We start from the raw sequence: 20,436 nt of genomic DNA, 5'->3' as shown, positions 1-20,436 counted from the left end.
TCCCACCGACTTCCTGAGAGGGACCCCATGACCACCGGCCCGGCCACCCACACGCACGAAGCGCTCGACACCGGCACCTACGAGGTGCTCCGCGACCGCCTCACGGCGCAGGCCGCCGAGCTCGCCCGCCGTGCCGAGGCGCTCAACGCCCGCCGGGCCGAGGAGTTCGGCGCGCTGCGGCTCGAACTGGCCGGCACCGAGCGGCTGCGCACCGAGCACGCCTGCGTGCCCCGCGACATCGTCGCCGTCGGCGACACCCTGCTCTTCGGCCACAACGTGTTCCTGGGCCTGAAGCCGGAGACGACCGTCGGTGACGTCTTCGCCCTGCACGACCGCGAGCTGAACCGACTGCCCGACGACGCCGTGCCCGGCCTCCTCGACGACCCCGCCTTCGTCCGCGAGTTCACCGTCCTCTACCGCTACTACCGCCAGGCCCACCTCCTCCAACTCCGCCGCGTCGAAGGCAAGGTGCTGGCCGTCTTCCAGACCGGCGAGAAGCCCAGCGACATCCGTGTCCTGCGCTGGGCGGTCACCGACGACGGCTCGGCGGCCTTCCTCGACGCGCGCGGCGACCGCGACCACGTCTTCCCGGCCTCACACGACTTCGAGTGGACCCCGGCCACCCGTGAGGACCACGTCCTCGGCCGCCATCCGCACGTCTCCATCGAGGACGAGGTCTTCGTCGAGACCGTCGGCGGCACCCTCACGGTCAAGGCCGAGAACGACACCGGGTCCGGCGAGGGCATTTACGCCGAACCGGTCGCCGAGCCGCTGCAGTCCCTCGCCGACGCGGACATCGCGTACGCGCGCGTGGGCGTGCTGATCCTGCTGCGCATCCGCCCCTACAACGAGGACACCGACCGCCACCTGGTGTTCAACACCCTCACCAGGACCGTCGTCCGCCTCGACGGCATCGGCCGGGCCTGCCGCCGACTGCCCGAGGACCAGGGCATCGTCTTCCCCGGCGGCTACTGCCTGGCCACCGGCGCCCACAAGACGTATGAACTCGACACCTCCGACCTGGAGTTCGAGCGCGAGGTGCGCTCACCGAACGGCGAGGACGTCCTGTACGCCTTCCACGCGCGCGTGGCGGGACGCAGTCTGCTGCTGCCCTACAACATGATCCGCAAGGAGGTCGCCACCCCGCTCTCGTGCCACGGCTGGGCCCTCTTCGACGACGGCACGCTCACCGTGCTGCGGGCCGACGGCCACGAGCCGCAGCGTGTGCACCCCGTTCAGCTGTGGAACTCCCCGTACGTCTCCGACACCCACGCCGCCACCCGCCCGGCCGGCACCGGCCCGCTGGCCCGCGTCGGCAACACCGACCTCGTGCGCGGCATCTCCGACTGTCTGTCCCTCACCCGCGCGGTCGCCGAGACGACCCCGACGAGCGAGGTGTACGAGGTGCTGGCCGCCGCCTGTGTCCGGACCGCCGACTCCTACCACTGGCTGGGCGAGCCCGAACTCGGCGATCTGCGCACGCCGTTGACGCAGGTCCGGGTCACCGCCGAACAGGTGCTGGCCGAGTTCGAGACCGTCCAGGCCCTCACCCGCCAGGCCGCCGACGCGCTCACGGAGGCGGCGGCGCGGGTCGCCTCGGTGGTACGGCGGCTGCGTGGCGAGGCACCCCGCAGCGCCGCCGCCTGGGTCACCGGCCTGACCGAACTCCGTCACGCCCAGGGCCACGTGCTGACCCTGAAGGACCTGCGGTACGCGGACAGCGCCCGCATCGACGCACTGGTCGCCGAGGTCGAGGCCGACCTGGCCTCCTCCGGCCGGCGGGCCGGCGCGCACCTCGCCCGCGAGGACGCCTTCGCCGACCACAGGGCCGACATCGAGCGGCTCGTCGCCGACGCCGAGGCCATCGCCACCGTCGCCGAGGCCGCCCCGCTCACGGCCCGGCTGGACGAACTCGCCGACGGGCTGCGCACGGTGACCGAGGTCGTCGCCGGACTCGACATCGCCGACGCCACCGTCCGCACCGGCATCCTGGCCCGCATCGCCGACGTCCTCGGCGGCGTCAACCGCGCCCGCGCCACCCTCGAAGGCCGCCGCCGCACCCTCCTCGACACCGAGGGACGGGCCGCGTTCGCCGCCGAGTTCGCCCTGCTCGGCCAGTCCGTCACCGGCGCCCTCGCGGCGGCCGACACCGTGGACGCCTGCGACGAGCAACTCGCCCGTCTGCTCGTCCAGGTGGAGAACCTGGAGTCCCGGTTCGCCGAGTCCGACGACTTCCTCGGCCGGCTCGCCGACCAGCGCGACGAGATCCACGAGACCTTCTCCGCCCGCAAGCAGACCCTCGCCGACGCCCGCGCCCGCCGCGCCGAACGCCTCGCCGACTCGGCCGCCCGGGTGCTGCGGACCGTCACCCGCCGGGCGGCCGTGCTCCCCGACGCGGACGCCGTCGCCACCTACTTCACCTCCGACCCGATGCCCGCGAAGGTCGCCCGCATCGCCGACGAGCTGCGCGAACTCGGCGACCAGGTCAGGGCGGAGGAGCTCGACGGCCGTCTGAAGTCCGCCCGCCAGGAGGCCCTGCGCGCCCTGCGCGACCGCATCGACCTCTACGCCGACGGCGGCCGCACCCTCCGTCTCGGCGCCCATCGCTTCGCCGTCAACACCCAGCCCCTCGACCTGACGCTGGTCCCGCACGGCGACGGCCTGGCCTTCGCCCTGACCGGCACCGACTACCGCTCGCCGGTCACCGACCCCGCCTTCGCGGCGAGCCGCCCGTACTGGGACCGCCCCCTGCCGTCGGAGTCCCCGCAGGTCTACCGCGCCGAACACCTCGCCGCCCGGCTCCTGGACGAACGCGGCCCGGCCGCGCTCGCCGACACCGACCTGCCCGCCCTGGTGCGGCAGGCGGCGGAGTCGGCGTACGACGAGGGCTACGAGCGCGGCGTCCACGACCACGACGCGGCGCTGATCCTCACGACGGCCCTGCGCCTGTACGAGGGCGCGGGGCTGCTCCGCCACGAACCCGCCGCCCGCGCGGCCGCCCAGCTCTTCTGGACGTACGGCACGACCGCCGACGCGCGCCGCGACTGGCAGCGCCGCGCGGTGTCGCTGGCCCGCGCCCGCGACACCTTCGGCCTCGCACCCGCCATCGACGACCTGCGGCGGGAGCTGGCGCAGGCCATCGGAGGCGAGGTGGCGGGCGCCGCCGCCGGATACCTCTTCGAGGAACTGACCAGCGGCCCCGACGGCTTCGTCATCAGCGCCGCCGCGCGCACCCTCCTCGACAAGTTCCGCCGCACCGTGGGCACTTCGGCGTACGACGACGACCTCGCCGCCCTCGGTGAGCCGGCCGCCCGGCGCCAGCTCGTCGAGGCGTGGCTCACCTCGTACACCGCCTCGACCGGCACCGACGTCCCGGCGGGCGACCTGGCCGAGGCGGTGGCCGCCGAGCTCTGCCCCGAGCTGCCGCGCTACGACTCCGAAGCACCGCTGACCGGGACGGTCGACGGGCTGCTCGGTGTCCACCCGCGCATCACCGACCGGGCGCTGTCCCTGCGGATCGACGAATTCCTCGCCCGCACAAGGGAGTTCCGCACGCACGAGGTCCCCGCCCACCGTGCCTACCAGCGCCGCCGTACCGAGGTGGTCGCCGCCGAGCGCGCCCGGCTCCGCCTGGACGAGCTCCGGCCCCGGACCATGTCGGCGTTCGTCCGCGGCCGCCTCATCGACGAGGTGTACCTCCCGATGATCGGCGACAGCCTCGCCAAGCAGCTCGGCACCACCGGCGAGACGAAGCGCACCGACACCGGCGGCCTGCTCCTGCTCATCTCCCCGCCCGGCTACGGCAAGACGACGCTGATGGAGTACGTCGCCGACCGCCTCGGGCTGATCCTGGTCAAGGTCGACGGCCCGGCGCTGGGCCACGCCGTCACCTCGCTCGACCCGGCCGAGGCCCCGAACGCCACCGCCCGCCAGGAGATCGAGAAGATCAACTTCGCGCTGGAGGCAGGCAACAACACCCTCCTGTACCTGGACGACATCCAGCACACCTCGCCGGAGCTGCTGCAGAAGTTCATCCCGCTGTGCGACGCCACCCGCCGCATCGAGGGCGTACGGAACGGCACACCGCGCACCTACGACCTGCGCGGCAAGCGCTTCGCCGTGTGCATGGCCGGCAACCCCTACACCGAGTCCGGCGGCCGGTTCCGCGTGCCCGACATGCTGGCCAACCGCGCCGACGTGTGGAACCTCGGCGACGTCCTGACCGGCAAGGAGGACTCCTTCGCGCTCAGCTTCATCGAGAACGCGCTCACCGCCAACCCGGTCCTCGCCCCGCTCGCCGGGCGCGACCGCACCGACCTCGACCTGCTCGTCCGTCTCGCCGCCGGCGACCCGGCCGCCCGCGCCGACCGCCTGACGCACCCCTACGCCCGCGCCGAACTGGAGCGGATCCTGGCCGTCCTGCGCCATCTGCTCACCGCCCGCGAGACGGTCCTGGCGGTCAACGCCGCCTACATCGCCTCCGCCGCCCAGTCCGAGGCCACCCGCACCGAGCCGCCCTTCCGGCTCCAGGGTTCCTACCGCACCATGAACAGACTCGCCCAGCGCATCCGGCCCGTCCTGAACGACACCGAGCTGGCCGCACTGATCGACGACCACTACCGGTCCGAGGCCCAGACCCTCGCCACCGGCGCCGAGGCCGACCTGCTGAAACTGGCCGAGCTGCGCGGCACGCTCACCCCCGAACAGGCCCGTCGCTGGAGCGAGGTGAAGGCGGCCCACGTCCGCACCCGGACCCTCGGCGGCCCGGACGACGACCCCCTCACCCGCGCGGTCGCCGCCCTCGGCCTGCTCGGCGACCGGCTCGCGGCCGTGGAATCGGCGATCACCAGCGCAGCCGGTCGCCCGATGCCGGGCCGTTGAGACCGGTGCGGAGCCCCATGTCAGTCCCCGCGCGCGGTCCCCGCCACCCCCAGCAGCTCATGCAGCAGATGCGAGGCGGTGATCACCCCGAGAAGACGCGTCCGGCCCCCCGCCTTCTCCGCCACCGCGACGACGGGACTACGCACCTGGGCCATCAGCGCGGCCACCTCCAGCGCGGTGTCGTCGGGGTCCGCGACCGGCGGCGGCTCGGCCTTGCTGGAGAGGCAGTCACCGACCCGGCGACCGGCCAGTGCCTCGCACAGCCGGTCGGCGTGCTTCTCGTCGACGACCGCGAGCGGCATGCCGAGCCCGAGCGCCCGGGCCGGGTTGCGCCAGTTGGCGCGCAGCTCGGCGAAGGAGACGTGCATGCCGTCGGTGAACAGCACCGCGAACAGGGCGCGATCGGCGGTCACGGACACGATCTCGCTGTCCGGGGTGATGTGGATCAGTCCGAGGAACCCGTCGCTGACGAGCGCGCCACCGACCAGGAAGAGCAGGGAGGTGGACAACACGGTCCGGGCGGCCAGCCCCGACAACAGCACCGCACGTTCTTTACGCGGCATTGACAGGTCATTGACGTGCACTCGGCGCGCCAGTTCCTTGCCGGATCCCGGCAGAAACAGACTCCGGGACTCTTTGGGCCGGCGCTTGAGCTTGCGTTGGGAAACCGATCGGTTTACTCTTCTGGAAACCGATCGGTTTCTCATTCCCCGGGAGAGAGTCATGACCGTTCTGAAGGGCGCCAACGTCTTCGTCACCGGCGGCAGCCGCGGCATCGGCAAGGCACTGGTGGAAGAGCTGTACGCGCGCGGTGCCGGCAAGGTCTACGCCACGGCCCGCGACCCGCGCACCGTGACGCACCCGGACGCGGTCCCGGTGGCGCTGGAGGTCACCGACCCGGCTTCCGTGGCGGCCGCCGCCGCACAGGCACAGGACGTGACCGTGCTGATCAACAACGCCGGTGCCTCGGTCGCCGCGTCCTTCCTCGACTCCCCGGTCGACGACATACGCCGGGAGTTCGAGACCAACTTCTACGGCCCGCTCCTGGTCACCCGAGCCTTCGCGCCGGTCATCGAGCGCAACGGCGGCGGCCACCTCCTCAACGTGCACTCCGTGCTGTCCTGGCTCGCGCTCGGCGGCTCCTACAGCGCCTCCAAGGCCGCCCTGTGGTCGCAGACCAACTCCCTGCGCCTGGAACTGAAGCCGCGCGGCATCGCGGTGACCGGACTGCACGTCGGCTACGTGGACACAGACCTGGCCTCGGGCGTCGACGGGCTCAAGTCCGACCCGCGCGACGTCGCCTCCCTCGCCCTCGACGGGGTCGAGTCGGGTGCGCACGAGGTCCTCGCCGACGACATCTCACGGCAGGTCAAGGCGGGCCTGGCCGGGGACCTGGCCGCGCTGTATCCGCAGCTCGCCCAGTAGACCGCGGGTTCCGGTCCGGGACTGGAGAGGTGTCTCGCGTATTTCAGCCGCCTGCATCTGGCAGACGTTCGACGGTTCCGACATGAGCGACCCCGCCGGCGTATCGCTCGACGGCGCACAGGCGGTGCGGTGCTCACGCCCTGGCTTCCGCCGCGGCGCTGAGCGCGCATGCGCGGCAGGAGGGAAACCGCGCCGCTGTCGCCCGGCGCCGCCCCCGACAGGACCGCCCGCTTCTTCGCCGACGGCACATCCGGCACCACGTCGACGGCCACCGGGCTTCCGCCGGATGCCGTGAGGTGAGGTGAGGGAGTCTCCCGGGCGGTTACGCCGTCAGCGCACGCCTGCCGCGTCGAGCAGCGTGGTCACAGTGGGTGCGACGAGCCCGGTCAGGTTGTCGGCCTGGATCCCCGCGCGGGCGCTCGCGCCGTCGAAGACCAGGCTGAGCTGCCGGGCCAGCAGATCCGGATCCCCGGCCCCGCCCTGTTCGGCCTCGGCGCGGAAGAAGCTCGTCAGATTCGCCTTGATCTGATGGGCCACGCGGCTCGCGGGGTGGCCCGGGTCCTTGAGCTCGACCTGTACGGCCAGATACGGGCAGCCCCGGAACTCGGGCGCCCCCGCCTGCGCTTCCACCTGCTCGAAGACGTGCAGGATCCGCTCGCGGGGTGACCGACCGTCGTCCGCGGTGGGCAGGAGAGTCGCCACGTAAGCGGAGGCACGCTCCTCCAGGCTCGCCGCCAGGAGTTCGTCCTTGCTGTCGAACAGCTGGTACATCGAACGCTTCGACACCCCCGCCGCCTTGCACAACGCCTCGACGCCGATGTGCACGCCGTCTCGGTAGGTGAGCGCGGCCGCCGCCTCCAGTAGGCGCTCCCTGGGGCTCGGTTTCACTTCGGTGGTCATGCCGTGAGGTTAACCCGCAGCGGACGAAAAGAAAACCGATCGGTTTCCGTAAGGGTTTCCGGTCACCTGAGCGCGGCTCGGAGGCTCGTTCCGGCCGACATCGGTCACCGTTGAGGGGCGTCGGACGGCCCAGGTCGCAGCCCTGTCTGTAGCAGTGTTCGCCTACGCCTCCTTCCAAGTACCGGTTTGGTGCGGTGCGGTGAACCGCGACGGACGCACCTACTGCCGGAACAACGCCTACGGCGTACTGATGGGGTGCCGGAATCGCCAACACCGGTGGCAGAAGATCAAGATGATCGTGTTCCCGACGGCGAAAGAGAAGTTCAACGGCTTCTTGGCCGTGGCGGGCCTGGCCTCGGCGATCGCTGCAGTGATCGTCCCTGTCATGACGGGCGGCTGACCGGCCGTAGGCCACAGCCCGCAGTGGAAAACGAGGGTGGGGAACCAAGTTGAGAACGCAATCTCTTGCTCGCCGGCGCGCTGACAACCCCGTTGAACGAGCCCGTCGGCGCTACCGTGCGGCGGTGATCAGCAATGAGGGAGTACGCCTGGGTGCGGAGGCCGCACGTCGCCTGGCACAGACAGGTCCCTATGAGTTCGAGCCGGGGCTGACGGATGCCGAGTTCACGCGCATCGAGCGCGAGTACGGCTTCGAGTTCGCGGACGACCACCGAGCGTTCCTCGCGGCCGGGCTCCCGGTCAACGTCCCTCCCGAGGACGGGCAGGCCTGGGCCAGGCCCTGGCCGGAGTGGCGCGGTGGCGATCTGAACAGCATGCGTCGACAGCTCGGCTGGCCGGTCGAGGGTGTTCTGCTCGGCGTCGAGCACAACGGGTTCTGGTACGAGGGCTGGGGCGAGCGTCCAGCCGACGGGGCGGCTGCACTGGCTGTGGCGCGGCATCATCTGGCGGAAGCGCCGGTGCTGGTGCCCGTGTATGCCCACCGATACCTGCCCGCCGGCCGGGGAAGCTTCGGGCATCCGGTGCTCTCGATGTGGCAGACCGACATCATCTATTACGGCCTGGACCTGGCGGACTACATGCACCAGGAGTTCGACGAGGCGCGGGGCGAGGTCGACGAGAGCTGGAACCCCCGAGCGACGGCCCTCTTCTGGCGGGACCTTCTCTGACTTCGGAGAGCCTGGGCATGCGCCGGGTGCTGGCCTGGGCGAACGGAGTGGGCGCTGTTTCGTCGGCCCCGCGGGTTTCACCCTGGTTCGCCGCTGTCCTCCGCGCGATCTGGTGCGGCTGTGGTGCACGCAACCTCATGGAACCCGTCGTACTCGCGTTGTGCCTCCGGCATGAGTGGTGTCCGCTCCGCCTTCGACAGCGGACGACTTGTCGCGACGGCGATCTGGCCCAGGGACTCACCGGCACTCGCCCGCACGACATCGGGCATGCTCACGTCACTGGCCACCTTCGGCAGGGCTGCGCGTGCACGGGGATCATCCGTTGCGTACAAGTCCATCGCGGCGTCGTCCCGACCGCCGATGTCTGCGCTGGGGTCGAGCAACACCGACGTGTGTGCAGGGGCGTTCACCTGGCTCGGTCCGGGCGTGCTTCCTGCCGGTTGCCCGGGCCTCGGAGCAGCGGAACGGGGCAGCAGCACTGTATGGAGCCGCAACCGCGTTTCAGGCTGGACGCGACCACTCTTGATGCACCGGACGCCCACGAGTTGGCGCAGTTTTATCAGGGCCTGCTCGGATGGCCGATACGGAAGGAGGAACCCGGCTGGGTTGAGATCGCTCCGCCTGACGGCGGTGCCGGGTTGTCGTTCCAGACCGAGCCGCTCTTCACTCGCCCGCAGTGGCCTTCCACACGGTCCGAGCAGCAGATGATGATGCATCTGGACATCGAGGTGAACGATCTGTCATCGGCCGTCGAGCATGCTCTTGTTCTGGGGGCGAAGGTGATGGACTTCCAGCCTCAGGATGACGTACGCGTCCTGTGCGACCCAGCGGGCCACCCGTTCTGCCTCTTCGTACGCACCGGCCCGAGCGCCTGACAGGCCGGTCAGGTGGTGAGCCGGCGGTAGCTGATGAGGGTTGCGGCGATGCTGAGCCGCGACACAGCATCAGGCCCTCGGCTCGAGTGTCCCGCAGGAAGGGCGCCACGGCCGGACAGAGCATCGGCCGCAGCTCCCGGAAGGCCGCCACGGTGGTGCCCGGGGCGAGGAAGCACCTCGGGCTCGCCAAGGCCACGCTCGGTTACCTGAGCGAGGACACCCGCCGTGCGCTCGACGAGGCGCACCGGGAGGCGAAGGAGGTGATGGAGGAGCTGAACGATCAGGTGCGCGGGCTGCACCCGGCCGTACTGGAGGATCGCGGCCTCGACGCCGCGCTGTCGGGCATCGCGGCCCGGAAGATCGCCCCCCGGCTCCCCGGCTGCGACCGACAGCGGGAAGTCGCCGCCGGGCTCGACCGACCGTACGCAAGGCACGCCGCGACTGATCACAGCGGACAGCAAAAAGGCCCCGGTCGACAACCCGGGCCTTTGTCCTGTCCGCTCTTATGGCCACGCTATGGGCACGCTATGGGCACGGCGTCGAAGGACGCCGGCCGAAGCGTTTGCGTGAACCGGCTCTGCGCTTGGCGCCGGTGTCTGCGTTGATCCGCCGGGGACCCTTGGCGAGTGCACAACGCTTCTGGCGAAGTGCCTTCCGGGGCGAGGGCGGCGTCGGCTCGGCAGCAGCGGACCGGCGATCTTTCGGCCCGCGCTCCGCCCCGGCCGCAAGACGGCGTTCGGGACACGGCCGCGCCCGCGTGTTCAGCTGGAGCCGGCACGGCCCGCCGATTCGCCGGCGGCACGACGGTACTCGGCGTTGATGCGCTGCGCTTCCTCGAGCTGGTCCTCAAGGATGACGATGCGGCAAGCGGCATCGATCGGAGTCCCCTTGTCGACGAGCTCCCGGGCGCGCGCGGCGATTCGTAGTTGGTAGCGGGAGTACCGGCGATGTCCTCCCTCCGAGCGGAGCGGAGTGATCAGACGAGCCTCGCCGATGGCTCGAAGGAAGGCCGGGGTGGTGCCGAGCATCTCGGCCGCCCGGCCCATTGAGTACGCGGGGTAGTCGTCGTCGTCCAGACGATCATTCAGGGGGTTGTCCGATGTCATGTCACCTCGCTGTGCAACGCGTCGAGGGGCCCTGGTGCCGTACGGCACCAGGGCCCCGAAGGGAATTGAACACCATCTGTCGGCCCTACTGCTGTGCCGACCTTCGGTTTCCCGCTACCCGGCCCGGCAGAGGGGGGTGCGGGGGGATCGCAGCTGCTTGACCGGGGACCACCATCCATTCCGGGGTCTTGCGGTACCCGGGCCGAGTCACTTCTCGGGCCGGGCGATCCTGATGGCGTCTACTCCTCCGTTCCTTCTGAACCAACCGCTGATCGCGGCCTGCGTACTTCTTGTTCGTTCACCCGCCAGTTCGTGTCTGGCGGATCTCATTGACCGTGTCTACGAGAAGAAGCATACCCACGTCGGGAACGAAAAGCTACTCCAGCAAGAGAAGATTTCACTCTTCTGGTGGGGGAGGAACCCTGCCGTGACCGGCCCTCACCGGTGGGCGGAAGCCACCTGCTCGTCGACGGTGCCGTCAGACCGGCCGGCCGGCTCCGGAGGCCGTGTGGAGGGAGCGGGTGGCAGAGGTCCTGAAGGACTCGGACCGTCTCGGCCTGTTCTCGGACGTCTTTGCGCCCGGTCCGCGAGGGAGCCGGCCCGGGCGCGGCGAGGCCCGCGCATCTGCACCTTCGACGGGTGAGACGCTGCCTCCGCCCAGCTGCCCCGCCGGCGCTTTCCCAGCGGACGGCGACACAGCGATGGGGGCCCTGCCGACGCGCGTCGGCAGGGCCCCCATCGGGATCCTGGGGCGGTCTCCCGCCCGGCCTCACACGGCCATGGGACCGGCGCCGCCGAGCAGTGCGGACGCGGTGGCGAGGGGGGAGAGGAGAGCGGGTCCACTCTCGCCCATGGGTGTGCCCTGGGGGCGGTCGTGGCAGGTGAAGCCGAGACGCGTCATGGCCCGCACGACTTCGCCGGCGGTGAAGTCACGGGGGTCCTGTCGCGTGATGATCTGGCCCACCTGCTTGACGGGGTAGCGGGTGCGGCCGATGGTCACGGCCGCACCCGTGACGAGCTCGGGTCTGACGCCCTTCATCAAGGCCAGCACCCCGGTCTTGGTCAGGTCGAACGGGTACCGGGCGATGACACAGCGCATGATGCCTCACAGGGGAGAAGCCGCGGGGAGAAGGGGAACGGGCCGCCCGGGGCAAGGCGGATCAGCATGAGAGGGCGGGTACGCCCGGGACCCGGCCGTACGCAGCGAAGCCGCCCGAGCGGTCGCCGGGCGTGGGCAGCGATTCGTTGAGAACGTCCCGCAGGCGAATCCGGTCCGTGTACGCGGAACTGTCGCGGAGAACGGCGAGCCGGACCCGGGTGATCAACCCCATGCTCTGGTGGTCCCCGTCGCACACGGTCAGGTACTCGACCCGGGCACCCGCCATGACGGCCAGAGCCACCTCGACGGTCATGTCGTCACCTACCTGAGGCCCGTGATCTTCGATGTCCTCGACCGCGGTCACGGGGGCGGGGTCCGGCGTGCTGTGGTGCGTCCGCGCTGGCGTCAAGGGTGTCTCCTTCGGTAAGGGATGGTCGGCTCGGTGACCCCTGCGGCCCCGGAGGGCCTGTGGCTTGCCAGAGGCCACAGGGGCTTCGGGGGCTGCGCCGGCCTAGGCGGCCGAGTTGGTGCCGGGCCGCCGCTGTGTCCTGCGGCGCGTCCTCGGGCCGACGGGCCGGCCCTGGCGGTCCCCGGACGGCGATGACGTGCGGCGGGGGCGTTCCACGACCGGCGCGGTGATGACCACAGGGATCCCGGAGGGCGCCTGGGAGCCTGTGATGCGGCTCAACTCCGCCTCGCCCGAGCGGACCGGGGTGATGCGTGGGCTGATGCCGGCCAGGGCCAGCAGCCGGGTCATGCCGCGGCGCTGTCCGGGGGTCACCAGGGTGACGACGCTGCCCGACTCCCCGGCGCGGGCGGTACGGCCGCCACGGTGCAGATAGTCCTTGTGGTCGCTGGGCGGATCCACGTTGACGACCAGGTCGAGGCTGTCGACGTGGATGCCGCGGGCCGCGACGTTGGTGGCCACCAGGACGGTGACGTGACCGTCCTTGAACTGCGCGAGTGTCCGGGTGCGCTGAGGCTGGGACCGGCCGCCGTGCAGGGCGGCGGCGCGGACACCGCTGTTCAGCAGGTGCTTCGTCAGCCGGTCCACGGCGTGCTTGGTGTCCAGGAACATGATGACCCGGCCGTCCCGGGCCGCGATCTCGGTGGTCGCGCGGTGCTTGTCCGTGTCGTGCACGTGGAGTACGTGGTGTTCCATCGTGGTGACGGCACCGGCCGACGGGTCGACGGAGTGCACCACCGGGTCGGTCAGATAGCGGCGGACCAGCAGGTCGACGTTGCGGTCCAGGGTGGCCGAGAACAACATCCGCTGACCAGCGGGGCGCACTTGGTCGAGCAGGGCGGTGACCTGGGGCATGAATCCCATGTCGGTCATCTGGTCGGCCTCGTCGAGAACCGTGACGTCGACGTCGGTGAGTCGGCAGTCGCCCCGGTCGATGAGGTCCTTGAGGCGACCGGGCGTCGCGATGACCACCTCCGCGCCGGCCCGCAGCGCACCGGCCTGCCTGCCGATGGACATGCCGCCGACGACGGTGGCGAGCCGCAGGCGCACGGAGCGGGCATAGGGAGTGAGCGAGTCGGTGACCTGCTGGGCCAGCTCACGGGTGGGGACGAGAATCAGGGCCAGCGGCCGACGCGGCTCGGCTCGCCGTCCCGCCGTACGCGCCAGCACCGGGAGGCCGAAGGCGAGGGTCTTGCCCGACCCGGTGCGGCCGCGACCGAGTACGTCACGGCCGGCCAGGGAGTTGGGCAGAGTCGCCGCCTGGATCGGGAACGGTGCCGTCACACCTTCACGGCCGAGCGTGGCCAGCAACGGAGCCGGCATGGCGAGATCGGCGAACGCCTCGACAGCGGGCAACGGGGGCGTGACCGTCTTCGGCAGTGCGAACTCGCCCCGGGCAGGCTGTCGGTTTCTGTGACCCTTGGCGTTGCGTGGAGCGCCGGAGCGGTCAAAATTGCGATTTGTGCGTGCGTGAGCCGTACGTGTGCGGTTCATGCGGAACCTTCCTCGATGCGGGCACGTATCAAGGAATTTCCGCAACAGAATGAGCGGCGCAGATAATCGCGAGAACGGGCCGAAAAATGGCAGGGGAAAATCACCCTGGAAATGAAGCGAGCTGGGGCCCGCACCCCAAGGTGCGGGCCCCAGCTACGAAGTATGCGTCAGTGCCGGTACGTCAGGCGGGAACGATGTTCTCGGCCGTCGGGCCCTTCTGGCCCTGCGCGATGTCGAACGACACCTTCTGGCCCTCCAGCAGCTCGCGGAAGCCCTGGGCGGCAATGTTCGAGTAGTGGGCGAAGACGTCGGCGCCGCCGCCGTCCTGCTCGATGAAGCCGAAGCCCTTTTCCGCGTTGAACCACTTCACAGTACCAGTAGCCATTGTTTTCTCCTCCGGAGGCGGTGTACGGGAATGCGCCGTGTGCGCATTCCGTGTCGCCGTGATGATCGGCCGTCGGAAAAACCTTCTGGCAACCACACCTGCAACTGGGTTCGACAGTAGCACGCTGCGATCGGCATTGCACGATGCGAAATTTTGCTCGTCCGGGCTGTCGAAAAATATTCTCCGTAGCCCCCTCCTATTTCTCATTTCGCGAGTACAGATATTGCTCTCCGCGGGCGCGGCTTTCCTGCCGTGACGTTCACCCGCGGCCCTCTGACCTCCCTCGACGAGACATGTCACACCGAAGAGGCTGCTTCACGATCACGATCACGATCACGGCGCGGCTCTCGTCGTCACGCTCGTGTGCCGCGGGGACATCAGGATGCTGGAGGTCCTGCTTTCCTGGGGCCGGCCGTGTGCCCCGTACGGGGGAGTTCGCAGAACGCGGGTCGACGACCGAAGCCCCCAGGGACATCGGGCTCGTCGGCCACGGCTCCCTCCCCCGCCGACGGGGTTACGGTGAGCAGGCGAGGGAACGTCGTACGCCGGTCCGTTCCCTCTCGTCCCGCGCTCAGCCGCGGACACCCGGGCACGGCCACACGGCCCTGTCCCAGACAGGAGTGCCTTGATGGCCGCCGTCCTTCAGCCCCCGTCCCCCCTTCCCACGGCCCGTCTGCGGCTGGCGCCGCGCGGCGCGGTGTCCCTGCGCGTCGACGGCGCGTGGTGGCCCCGTTCGCACCAGCCGCTCACCGAACTCCCGCCGCTGATCAGCGCGTTGCCCCCGGAGTGGGGGAAGATCGTCACCGTCACCGTGAACACCGCGATGTGGTCCGAGGCGCCGGGCCGGATCCTCGCCGGCCACCACGTCGTGCGACTGCGCAGGGAGTCCGTCTGGCAGCGCCGGCACACCATAGGCCTGTTCGAACCCGACCACGGCCGCCGGGACCTGCTCGTCGTACCCCCCGAACTGGCCGCGGCGGACGCCGAGTACCTCATGGCGGCCGTGGCGGCCTACGGCCTGTGACCCGACGTCGGCGAGCGGGGCCGGCCGAGCGTTCGGAGTGGGGTGGAGGTCTGTGTCGTCGCGGAGGATTTGGCGGCGGCCGGGCAGGCCGCGAACACCCTCCGGCTGCCGTTCGCGGCGGCGAGTGGCGGGGTTGTCCGGCGGGCCGGCCCGGCGAGAGGGACCGGGCCGCACCGCACGCCCGTCCCTGCCCACCACCGGCCCGCCCGGCTGCCGGGGGTGACAGGACCGTCGGACCCGCGTTCGTCCACGGTGGCGGCAGGCCGGACTCGGCGACGAGTCGGAGCGAGGCCCCCGCCGACGGCTACAGACCCAGCAGCCGCTGGGTCATCTCCCGGTACCGCCGCAGCGCGAGATGGAGTTCGGCGGACCGGGCCTGCGGGTCCTGGTCCTGCCAGCCGGCGCGCAGGAGCCGGCGCTGTTCGGCGAGGGCCGCCATGAGCTGGGCGACGGCTTCGTCGAAGGCGCCCTCGGATTCCTCCAGCGACTCGAGCGGGGTGTCGGGGAACGTGTTGAGCGCCCGCCCGAGACGGCGCAGGATCTTCTCCCGCTCGTCCGCCGGGAACAGCGGCTCCGGTCCCGGGGCGCGACGCCCCGAGACACCCCGGGGCTGGTCCGCGGGCTGCTGGGCGCGTGTCTGGTCGTACATCATCAAGTGCCGCTTTCCTGTGCGTGGTGCCGGATGTCCGTAGCGGCGTGGCCGTGAGCCGTGCGGTCAGTCAACGTCCCGTGCCGGCCTGTGTCAACGTGGCGCCGCAGCCGGACCGAAGCGTTTGTCGCACGAACGGGAGTACGGTGGAGAGGACGAGGACTTTCCGTATGCCGGAACTCGAACCGGCTCGGACCGTCGCCTCGTGTTCCAGTGGGTCCACCGGACCACGTTCCCTCCGGAGCACGTCACCCGTCCTCATGGGCAGTCCGTGACCCCGGCCGCGCCATCCGCATCCAGGCCGAGGAGTCACGTATGCCGCTCAGTCCACCCCCGCCCCCGGGCTACGACCCGCACTCCCCGTACCGCTACGGCACCCGTCTGCGCGGCCTGCCGAGGGGGCCGCTGCACGCCCGCGTCGGCCGGCCGTTCGGCGACCGCCGGCACCACTTCCGCCGCGCCGAACCCACCAGCGCTTGCCTCCTCGAACGGCCCGGCCGGGTGCACGACGTGCGCCGGCCGAGCCCGGCCCGCGTCGCCGCCCGCCGCGCCTGACCGCGATCATCCGCCCCCGTAAGGCAGTTGGCAGGAGCCCTCATGACCACCGCACTGCAGCCCCCGATTCCCTCCCTACCCCTCCTGCGTCTGCGCCTGGCGCCCGGCGGGGGCATGCCCCGGCCCATCGACGGAGCGTGGTGGCCACGCTCGTACGACCTCCTCGCCGAACTGCCCCAGCTCCTCGCCGGATTGCCACGTGCCTGGGGTCACATCACCAGCGTCACGGTCCACGGGGCCGCGTGGTCCGCCGTGCCCGGCCGGATGCTCGTCTTCAACCAGGTCGTACGGCTGCGCAGGTCCCTCACCGCTTCAGCTCCGCACACGATCGTCCTGCTCGCTCCCGGCCGGGGCCGCTGGGACCTGCTGGTGGTGCCTCCGGACACGACCGAGGAGGCCGCGGAACTCCTCATGGCGGCCGCGGCGGACGGCCAGACGTGACGCGACGACGATCAGGATCAGCACGGCGCTGACGGCCAGAGAGGTGAGCATGGCGGTCGAACCTGTCTCCGGGCCCTGCGGGAGGGCAGCCGCCCGGTGTCGTCGCTCACCGGGAACGGCACCGGCGCCGGGGCCGGTGTGCGACGTGCTCCCGATGAGTTCACGCTACTCCCCGCAGGGACCGGACGGACCCTCCCCCGGGGCGCCGTCGCAGACCCGCCGGACCGTCTCCCGGGCACCGGCTCAGCTGCGCGGCCGGCTGTCCTGAGCGGACCGGCTGCTCTCCAGCCACGACTGTTCGGGTTCCGCCGCGCGCGTGGTGTCCACGGTGAGGGTTAGTCGGGTTCCGCCGTCGGCGCCCGCGGGACAGCTGCGCTGCTCGGTGGCGGCGGAACAACGGCGCAGAGCCTCCGCGACCCGGCGGGCGACCTCGGGCGAGGCGGCGACGATACGGACCTCGGCATGTCCGTCCGAGGGTGCTTGCGTGGACTGCATGGCGACCTCGGAGTTCGATGTCCCGGTGGGAGACGCGCCGGTCCTGCCACCCTGCTCCGGCGTGCCCCGCGGGCGCCCCGGTGGCCGACGGCCGGGGAGTACGTGCGCCGGGCGTCCGGGGCCCTTGATGCACCGCGGTCCGCGGGTACGTCGTGCCAGGCGTCCTGGGCGCTCGCGTACCGCGGGAACAGCTCCGCCAGGCCCCAGGCCAGGAACACCAGACCGGGGCCCGGCCGGGTGTGGACGACGCGTACCCCTCCGTGCCGCCGGTCGCAGTCGCGCCATGCCGCGCACAGCGGGCCCAGGACGCCGCCGTCCATGAACGTCACGTCGCTCAGGTCGACGATCAGGAACCACCGGCCGCGGCTTTCGCCGTGCGCAGGGCCTCTGTTGCGCGGAACGGACTTCGGCCAACTCCCCCTGGAATCCCGGCCGATTGGCGTGCGCGAGCTTGTGATCTCTGTCTCTTACTTGTGAGTTGGCTTTTGTGAGCCGTGGGGTTCATGCCACCACTTGTGCCACGCTGGTCATTTCGCGTCACAGAGCCACACCCTTCCCCACTGCGCCGGCTTGTCCTTACGTCGGCGTACATCACGGAAAGCCCCCCATGAACCCCGAACCCGACCCCGAAGCCGTGCCCCCATCCGCCTTCACCCCGGGCGGTCGCCACCGGCATCGCAAGCCGAAGCAGCTCGGCGCGGGCGCCCGCCGAGCGCTGGTCCTCGCCATGGCCGTGCCCGTCGCGTCGGCCGTGCTCGCCGGTCCCTCGGCCTTCGCCGCCAACGCAAACACCACCGCGACGGCCCCCGACGCGGCCCCGGGCGCGGACGACGACCTCGACCCCGCCGACCAGGCGATCGCCGCGAACCTCAACACCCGGGTCAACGACGCGCGCTTGGGCAACAACGTCAGCGGCGTGGTGCTGGACGCCGAGTCGGACGCCACGGTGTGGGACCACAACGGCGCCACCGCATTGATGCCGGCGTCCAACACCAAGCTCGCCACCGCGACCGCCGCCCTGACCGTGCTCGGCCCGGATCACCGGTTCAAGACGAAGGTCGTCTACGGCGACGGCACCCTCACCCTCGTCGGCGGCGGCGACCGGACGCTGACCGCCGCGGACCTCGCCGACATGGCCAAGGACGCGGTGGCAGGCCTGAAGGCCGCGGGTCTGACGACCGTGAAGGTCGCCGTGGACGACAGCCTCTTCTCCGACTCGACCCTGGCCAACGGCTGGAAGCCCGACTACTTCCCGGGCGACGTCGCTCCCGTCCGTGCCCTCGTCGTCGACGGACACGCCGTCAACGACACCTCGATCGACGCGGGACAGGTTTTCGCCGAGCAACTCGCCGACGCCGGCGTCACCGTGGACGGCGACGTCACGCGCCGCACGGCGGACATCACCGACGTACCGGTGGCGCGCCACAGGTCCGCCCCGCTGTCGGACATCGTCCACCACATGATCAAGGTCAGCGACAACAACACCGCCGAGACCCTGCTGCGGATGACCGCGCTGGGCGCCGGGCAGCCCGCCACGTTCGAGGGCGGCACGGCGGTCGTGCGCGACGTACTGAGCCGGCGGTACGGAGTGTCGCTGGAGAACTTCCAGATCTACGACGGCAGCGGCCTCTCCCGTGCCAACCGCATCCCGGCCCGGACGCTGGCGGAGATCCTCGACCTGCTCACGGAGAAGCGCTACGAGCACCTCCTGAGCTCGATCCGCGACGGCCTCCCGGTCGCGGGCGAGACCGGCAGCACGCTCGGCCCGGAGTGGGGCCGCTTCGACGACGAGAACTCGAAGTGCGCCGTCGGCAAGGTGTACGCGAAGACCGGCACCCTCACCGGCGCCATCGCACTGAGCGGTCTGACGGTGGGCAAGGACGGCCGGTGGAAGGTCTTCTCCTTCGTGGAGAACGACTCGACGGCAAGCAACAGCGCCATCAAGGACGCGATGGACGGCCTCGCCGCGACCGTGAACGGCTGCTGGGCGTAACGGCAGTCGGCGTAACGGCTGTTGGGCTTGACGCGAACGTGCGCCCCGGATGCGGATGCCCGGGGTGCACGTTCCTCCCGGAGGAGCCTGGGTGATCCGGCGGGTGTCACGGCCCGATCGCCCAGGCCGAGTTGAGTGTCCGTACTCAGGTCCGGGATGCCTGCTCGTTGCGAGCATCGGTGCACCGGCGCGAACGAGAGCGTCGGGTGTCTTCAGCCGAGATCGTTCGAGCCAGTTACGGAGTACTCGCCATGTCCCGTCGTATCGCCCTGTCTGTCGCCGCCGGTGCCGTCGTCCTCGCGGGCGCCGGAGCCTTCGCTCTCGCCTATGCCGGGGACCAGGCTCCCGCCCTGGCGGACAGCACCGCGCGCTACACCGCCCCGGAGGGCGCCCGGAACGGCTCGTTCACTTTCTCCACCGAGGTCACGGCGTCCTCCGGCGTCAAGAACGTCAAGGTGCTGGCCTGGCCGGACAAGTCCGGGCTCGCCGCGAAGCAGCCGACCGCCAAGGAGATGACCGAGGCGGAGTCGGCCCGTTGCAAGGCTGCCGGTACGGGCACCGTGCGATGCGCGTACACGGTTGCCGTGACCGCCGGCGATGCCGCTTCGGCCCCGCGCGGTACCTGGCATGTCGCCGTGCTCGCCACCGCCGAGGACGGCACCACCACGCTGGACACCAAGGCCGTCGACTTCACCGTCGGCTGACCGGACCTGGGTGATGACGTCGGCCGGGGCGGCGGACGTCGGTCGGGGCAGCGGACGTCGGCGGCGGGCGTTGGCAGCGGACGTTCGTCAGTCCGCCGGGCTCGTCAGGTGGTCGGTGAGGCAGGCCGGGCAGAGAGCGATCGTGGTGTGGCGGTCCAACACGGTCGTCTACCGCATGCACAAGATCGAGCAGCTCACCGGCCGCCCCTGCGCGCCAAGCCGCTTTCGTCCGACTCGTTGAGGAAGCCCACGTCGCATTCGGGTAATGCGCGACAACGCTCCTCACCGACTTCCGGTAGGCGTTCGTCGAATGGTGAGTGCCGGAGCCGGCGACGGTTCTGCACACCGCGCCCGGTCCGGTTCTGAAGGAAATCCTCCCGAAGCCGCGCCGTCAGGAAGGCGAACCGGTCCCGGCGACGTGGTGAACGCGATCGTCAAAAGGCATGGGGGGCGAGCCGAACAGCGCTGCCGTGTGCTGTCCAACTCCGCGGAATACGTGGCCGCATTGCCCTCCGGCGTCTGCATTCTGAGATCGGCGCCATTCGACCCGCCGAACGTGAGGCCCGGTGTCATTCGGTCCACTACGCTCAATCACCAGCCTCAACCGGCAGTTGGACCTCTACTCCTGCAGGTGAGCGGCCTGCCCGCGAGGAGTATTCACCACCCGTTGATCACTCAATGAATAGCTACCAACGGGTCCGGTCACCAATTCCCGACCGGCCGAGCCTTTCTGAGGGTTACACGTGTCGTCATGACCGTCGTTTTGTGGGTCTCCCATATCCAAGTCGTTTTCCATCCTGCTAGATTGACGACCGCG

19 protein-coding genes and 2 pseudogenes are annotated in these 20,436 nt (G+C 70.8%); 11 read left to right on the top strand and 10 right to left on the bottom strand.

Annotated features, from left to right (window positions below; all coding sequences use genetic code 11):
* Nucleotides 1–27 precede the first annotated feature (27 nt).
* On the top strand, nt 28–4,881 hold the full coding sequence (locus tag PH203_RS16805; protein WP_289920796.1) for a DNA repair ATPase: 4,854 nt from the start codon (nt 28–30) through the stop codon (nt 4,879–4,881).
* A gap of 20 nt (nt 4,882–4,901) precedes the next feature.
* Here PH203_RS16805 and PH203_RS16800 read toward each other — a convergent pair whose 3' ends face one another.
* Nucleotides 4,902–5,444, bottom strand: a complete 543-nt coding sequence (locus PH203_RS16800) for a CBS domain-containing protein (RefSeq protein WP_289920794.1) — start codon at nt 5,442–5,444, stop codon at nt 4,902–4,904.
* A gap of 160 nt (nt 5,445–5,604) precedes the next feature.
* Here PH203_RS16800 and PH203_RS16795 point away from each other — a divergent pair, with 160 nt between their 5' ends.
* A complete protein-coding gene (locus PH203_RS16795) occupies nt 5,605–6,306 on the top strand; it encodes an SDR family oxidoreductase (protein ID WP_289920793.1) in 702 nt (233 codons plus the stop codon).
* Between the two features lie 330 nt (nt 6,307–6,636).
* On the opposite strand, the gene PH203_RS16790 is transcribed toward PH203_RS16795, so the two are convergent.
* Nucleotides 6,637–7,206, bottom strand: a complete 570-nt coding sequence (locus PH203_RS16790) for a TetR/AcrR family transcriptional regulator (RefSeq protein ID WP_289920792.1) — start codon at nt 7,204–7,206, stop codon at nt 6,637–6,639.
* A 199-nt stretch (nt 7,207–7,405) separates the two neighbouring features.
* On the opposite strand from PH203_RS16790, the gene PH203_RS16785 reads away from it, so the two are divergent.
* The 4 genes and pseudogenes from PH203_RS16785 to PH203_RS16770 form a co-directional block, all read left to right on the top strand.
* The gene (locus tag PH203_RS16785) at nt 7,406–7,606 is read left to right on the top strand and encodes a hypothetical protein (protein WP_289920791.1); all 201 of its coding nucleotides are present in this window, start codon (nt 7,406–7,408) and stop codon (nt 7,604–7,606) included.
* Nucleotides 7,607–7,730: 124 nt separating this feature from the next.
* A complete protein-coding gene (locus PH203_RS16780; protein WP_289920790.1) occupies nt 7,731–8,333 on the top strand; it encodes a hypothetical protein in 603 nt (200 codons plus the stop codon).
* A 482-nt stretch (nt 8,334–8,815) separates the two neighbouring features.
* Nucleotides 8,816–9,208 (top strand): VOC family protein, encoded by a 393-nt coding sequence (locus PH203_RS16775; RefSeq protein ID WP_289920788.1) that lies wholly within the window; start codon nt 8,816–8,818, stop codon nt 9,206–9,208.
* Nucleotides 9,209–9,381: 173 nt separating this feature from the next.
* A pseudogene (locus PH203_RS16770) lies at nt 9,382–9,564 on the top strand (sensor histidine kinase); the annotation flags it as partial.
* A 405-nt stretch (nt 9,565–9,969) separates the two neighbouring features.
* Here PH203_RS16770 and PH203_RS16765 read toward each other — a convergent pair.
* The 5 genes from PH203_RS16765 to PH203_RS16745 form a co-directional block, all read right to left on the bottom strand.
* Nucleotides 9,970–10,314 carry a MerR family transcriptional regulator gene (locus PH203_RS16765; protein WP_289920787.1) on the bottom strand — a complete coding sequence of 115 codons (345 nt, stop codon included), beginning with the start codon at nt 10,312–10,314 and terminating at the stop codon, nt 9,970–9,972.
* A gap of 769 nt (nt 10,315–11,083) precedes the next feature.
* Entirely contained in the window at nt 11,084–11,413 is a 330-nt protein-coding gene (locus tag PH203_RS16760) for an SCO5918 family protein (protein WP_289920786.1), read from the bottom strand.
* 61 nt (nt 11,414–11,474) lie between these two features.
* A complete protein-coding gene (locus PH203_RS16755) occupies nt 11,475–11,822 on the bottom strand; it encodes a CBS domain-containing protein (RefSeq protein WP_289920785.1) in 348 nt (115 codons plus the stop codon).
* A 102-nt stretch (nt 11,823–11,924) separates the two neighbouring features.
* Nucleotides 11,925–13,373: a DEAD/DEAH box helicase gene (locus PH203_RS16750; protein ID WP_289920784.1), complete on the bottom strand. Its 1,449-nt coding sequence runs from the start codon at nt 13,371–13,373 to the stop codon at nt 11,925–11,927.
* Between the two features lie 181 nt (nt 13,374–13,554).
* On the bottom strand, nt 13,555–13,758 hold the full coding sequence (locus PH203_RS16745) for a cold-shock protein (RefSeq protein WP_004986771.1): 204 nt from the start codon (nt 13,756–13,758) through the stop codon (nt 13,555–13,557).
* 628 nt (nt 13,759–14,386) lie between these two features.
* On the opposite strand from PH203_RS16745, the gene PH203_RS16740 reads away from it, so the two are divergent.
* Complete coding sequence (locus tag PH203_RS16740; RefSeq protein WP_289920783.1) at nt 14,387–14,782, top strand: DUF5994 family protein; 396 nt, start codon at nt 14,387–14,389, stop codon at nt 14,780–14,782.
* 304 nt (nt 14,783–15,086) lie between these two features.
* On the opposite strand, the gene PH203_RS16735 is transcribed toward PH203_RS16740, so the two are convergent.
* A complete protein-coding gene (locus PH203_RS16735) occupies nt 15,087–15,434 on the bottom strand; it encodes a hypothetical protein (RefSeq protein ID WP_289920782.1) in 348 nt (115 codons plus the stop codon).
* A gap of 312 nt (nt 15,435–15,746) precedes the next feature.
* On the opposite strand from PH203_RS16735, the gene PH203_RS16730 reads away from it, so the two are divergent.
* Both PH203_RS16730 and PH203_RS16725 read left to right on the top strand, forming a co-directional pair.
* Entirely contained in the window at nt 15,747–15,986 is a 240-nt protein-coding gene (locus tag PH203_RS16730) for a hypothetical protein (RefSeq protein WP_289920781.1), read from the top strand.
* 42 nt (nt 15,987–16,028) lie between these two features.
* Nucleotides 16,029–16,427: a DUF5994 family protein gene (locus PH203_RS16725; protein WP_289920780.1), complete on the top strand. Its 399-nt coding sequence runs from the start codon at nt 16,029–16,031 to the stop codon at nt 16,425–16,427.
* 243 nt (nt 16,428–16,670) lie between these two features.
* On the opposite strand, the gene PH203_RS16720 is transcribed toward PH203_RS16725, so the two are convergent.
* Together PH203_RS16720 and PH203_RS49670 are read right to left on the bottom strand one after the other, a co-directional pair.
* Nucleotides 16,671–16,922: a hypothetical protein gene (locus PH203_RS16720; RefSeq protein WP_289920779.1), complete on the bottom strand. Its 252-nt coding sequence runs from the start codon at nt 16,920–16,922 to the stop codon at nt 16,671–16,673.
* Between the two features lie 170 nt (nt 16,923–17,092).
* Nucleotides 17,093–17,269 (bottom strand): annotated as a pseudogene (locus PH203_RS49670) (STAS domain-containing protein); the annotation flags it as partial.
* A gap of 260 nt (nt 17,270–17,529) precedes the next feature.
* On the opposite strand from PH203_RS49670, the gene dacB reads away from it, so the two are divergent.
* Together dacB and PH203_RS16710 are read left to right on the top strand one after the other, a co-directional pair.
* Complete coding sequence (dacB, locus tag PH203_RS16715; RefSeq protein WP_289920778.1) at nt 17,530–18,915, top strand: D-alanyl-D-alanine carboxypeptidase/D-alanyl-D-alanine-endopeptidase; 1,386 nt, start codon at nt 17,530–17,532, stop codon at nt 18,913–18,915.
* A gap of 251 nt (nt 18,916–19,166) precedes the next feature.
* Nucleotides 19,167–19,619: a DUF5707 domain-containing protein gene (locus PH203_RS16710; RefSeq protein WP_289920777.1), complete on the top strand. Its 453-nt coding sequence runs from the start codon at nt 19,167–19,169 to the stop codon at nt 19,617–19,619.
* Nucleotides 19,620–20,436 lie beyond the last annotated feature (817 nt).

This window comes from Streptomyces sp. S.PB5, assembly GCF_030403745.1.
Classification (GTDB): domain Bacteria; phylum Actinomycetota; class Actinomycetes; order Streptomycetales; family Streptomycetaceae; genus Streptomyces.
Note: the sequence above shows the minus strand (reverse complement) of the source record. Positions and strands in the feature narration are given on the sequence as shown.